Here is a 2792-nt window from a genome sequence, read left to right on the forward strand (position 1 = left end):
GGGTCAAGAAGAAGCTGGCCGAACTGGAGAAGGAAAAGAAGGCGACCGGCGCCAAGCGGTGACCGGGAGGAGGTCAAGGCGGTGCGGCAGGAGCTGGAAGGGAAACGGGCTAGATAAGCTACCCCACCCCCCTGCTAGGTCCTGCCACTTGACACCCCTACCCCACTTGGGGATACTTGGGGCCACAAGAGGGGGGCACCGATGAAACCGGGGTGAGCTTGACAACTACCCCACCTCCGAATCACTGGCGCATCAGAAACTTCTGACGCCTTCTCGGGCGGAGCACGGCCCGCGAAGGCGTTTTACTTTTCGGATTCTATCTATATATCGTTCAGATGGCATAGGGGAACCTGAGCATGGAGAACGATCCCGCCTCGACACCCAAATCCGTGCCAGAGGCGAATGGTCCCGGCCCGTCTGATCGGGCGGAGCTCGTGCCAGCGTCGACACTCAGGCGGGTAATCGCATTCGTCATCGACCTTGGGCTTGTGGCGGCCGTCACTCTCATCACTGGGGGCGGGTCGTGGGTTTTATTAGCCATTTTCGCTGCCTATCACGCTGTCTCGCTAGCCATCTTCGGCTGCACTTTGGGGAAAGCGATGATGGCCCTTACAGTCCAGAGACCAGACGGCGGCCGACTCGGGTGGCTGCCTGCGCTCCTTCGCTCGACCGTAGGGTACCTCGCCTCGAGTTTTGCTCTGCTTGGGTTCCTTAACATCTTTCGGGATGCCAGGCGGCGGACCTGGCATGACGTCCTGTTCGGATCCGAGGTGGTACAGCAACCTGGCGCGCTATCCCTCACGCACGTGATCCGGGCAATCGACGAGTGGACAGATCAGCTCGACGTATTGGTAAAGCACTGGATGGATCGCTACGACAGGCTCAAGCGCATATGGTCACTTGTCCTGAGATTGACCGGCCTCATGACGACCCTACACAGCTGGGTAGAACAAGCAGCCCGCTGGATTCTGGGCTACATAAAAAAAATTGCCGCAGCCGCTGCGCCACAGAAGGCATCCGGAGCGACGACCACTGCGGCAGCGGGGACAGGCGCGGCCGGAACCGCCGCATCGACCGTCACAGCGGTGGCCCTGGCCGCGGCCACCGTGGTCACCTACCAGGCGGTGCCGCCCGAAGTGTTTCGCCCCGGGAACAGGCATGAAGTCCAATTCTTAGGTCCCACACCTTACCTGAGCCAGGCGGACAGTCCATTTAATGCTGACATCATTTCAGGTGGGACTTTTCTTGCGGACTTCGAGGACGGCCTGCTCAACACGCCCGGTGTGAGCGCGAGCGCGGGTGGTGTTACCAGTGTAGTTTTTGGTCGAGGCTTACACGATTCTGTTGATGCCGACGACGGAGTGATCGACGGCAGCGGGTCAAATGGCGATTCCTTCTTCTCTTGGTCCGGTTCGACGGGCATCACGTTCTCCTTCGACGCTAGTATCCTTGGCTCGCCCACGCATGCTGGCCTCGTATGGACCGACGGGGCGGGAACGACGCTATTTGAAGCTTTTGGTCCGGATGGCGTGTCCTTAGGGACCATCGGTCCGGTTGCAATCGCCGACAACACGCATAATGGAGCCACGGCGGAAGATCACTTTTTTGGAGTAATTAACGCGAGTGGCATCTCTTCTATCAAGATAAGCAATACCAGCGGGGGGATAGAAATCGACCACCTGCAATATGGCAAGCACAAGAAATGGGCACAGGCTATTTCTATCGGCAGGAATCAGGTGTTCGAAATCGACTCTAACGTTCTCGCGAGATTCGAGTTCAACGGCAACGTCAATGACAGTAGCGGGACCGGCCGACATGCGCGCCTCCTAGGCGGAGAGTTTGTCAAAACACCCTGGGGCCAGGGGCTCCATGTGTCGCGCACCAACGAAACCGGCATTGACTGGAGTACCTTTGCAAATCTTTTGGTTCCCCCTTACACAATCGAGATTGTGTTGACGCCAAGTGCAACGGGCAACTGGGGTAAACTCTTCAGCTTTGAGGATGCCAATGATCGTGGCTGGTATTACAAAGACAAGGGAATCCAAGCCTATCCCCATCCCGTGAGAGGTGGAGGAAAGGTGCACGGTAACGAACAACATTATTTGGCGTTCGTTTCCACAGGTCCACGCACGGTGGACGTCTACTTCCAGGGAAGCCTTATTGGGCCTACAGACGCAAGTTTTCAAGCACCCCCCCGTCAGGCGATTTTCTTTCGTGATGACACCCGTACGGGGCGGCAAGAGCAGATTGATGCCGTAGTCGAAGCACTGAGGATCTCGAATATTAGCCGGACGCCTGACGAGATTGCAGCAATGCAGCGACGTCTTACGTCAAGGGCGGAAAAGCTGGAAACTATCACAGTGCCAGTTAGTGTAAACTGTACCAGTACAGGACAGCTCTGTGATCCCCCGTTTTCCATACGGATTGAAACCCAGGGTCTTCTTAAGGCACAGTATTTTGTCCTTTCCCCATATTCGTGTTCGTCCCTAAAGGTTCATATCTTTGTCGACGGAACGCAAAAGATGACCACCGATTTCTTAGGTTGGCCCGGTGCTGCAGGTACCTTTGCAAAATTACCCTTGCACACAGGTCTCCTTAATTTGGGACCTGTCTCGCCCGGTACGCATACGCTCAGTCTTCGGTCAGAGGGACAGCAGGGCGGTTGCAACTATGGGGCACTTTCCTCCTGGGGAGGCAAGCTAAGGGTGGTCACTCACAAAGAGGACTAAGGGGGAGAACGTTCTGGAAGAGGAAACGGGGACAGGCTACCTTTTGCCTCTGGAGAGACTCGA

1 protein-coding gene is annotated in these 2792 nt (G+C 56.6%); it reads left to right on the forward strand.

All coding sequences use genetic code 11. From position 1 onward, the window contains the following. Window positions 1-356 precede the first annotated feature (356 nt). Entirely contained in the window at window positions 357-2729 is a 2373-nt protein-coding gene (locus O6929_12740; protein MCZ6481246.1) for an RDD family protein, read from the forward strand. Window positions 2730-2792 lie beyond the last annotated feature (63 nt).

Source organism: Candidatus Methylomirabilota bacterium, from assembly GCA_027293415.1.
Classification (GTDB): domain Bacteria; phylum Methylomirabilota; class Methylomirabilia; order Methylomirabilales; family CSP1-5; genus CSP1-5.